At 48.1% G+C, this 603-nt stretch carries 2 rRNA genes; both read left to right on the top strand.

From position 1 onward, the window contains the following. Positions 1–249: ribosomal RNA gene (locus tag FZC78_RS23385) — 16S ribosomal RNA — on the top strand; the annotation flags it as partial. Positions 250–454: 205 nt separating this feature from the next. Beyond that, positions 455–603, top strand: a 23S ribosomal RNA gene (locus FZC78_RS23380); the annotation flags it as partial.

The raw sequence follows: 603 nt of genomic DNA, 5'->3' as shown, positions 1-603 counted from the left end.
TTCTCAGTTCGGATTGCAGGCTGCAACTCGCCTGCATGAAGCTGGAATCGCTAGTAATCGCGGATCAGCATGCCGCGGTGAATACGTTCCCGGGCCTTGTACACACCGCCCGTCACACCACGAGAGTTTGTAACACCCGAAGTCGGTGAGGTAACCTTTTGGAGCCAGCCGCCTAAGGTGGGACAGATGATTGGGGTGAAGTCGTAACAAGGTAGCCGTATCGGAAGGTGCGGCTGGATCACCTCCTTTCTAAGGATATATGAGACGTGACGTTTCTGTGTGGTTTTGTTCAGTTTTGACGGTTTAATAACTGTCAGGGCGTTTTACGGAAGTAAAACAGCCGACTATAATTGTTCTTTGAAAACTAGATAAAGTTAGAAGAAGAAAGTCAAGAAAGAACCGAGAATCGCCATTTTAGGATATCTCTTATGAGATATTGTTAGATTAACCATTTGGTTAAGTTAGAAAGGGCGCACGGTGGATGCCTTGGCACTAGGAGCCGATGAAGGACGGGACTAACACCGATATGCTTCGGGGAGCTGTAAGTAAGCTTTGATCCGGAGATTTCCGAATGGGGAAACCCGCTGCACGTAATGGTGCAGT

Source organism: Rossellomorea vietnamensis (assembly GCF_008180415.1).
Lineage (GTDB): Bacteria > Bacillota > Bacilli > Bacillales > Bacillaceae_B > Rossellomorea > Rossellomorea vietnamensis_C.
The sequence above is the reverse complement of the archived record's forward strand: the minus strand, read 5'-3'. Positions and strand labels throughout refer to the sequence as shown.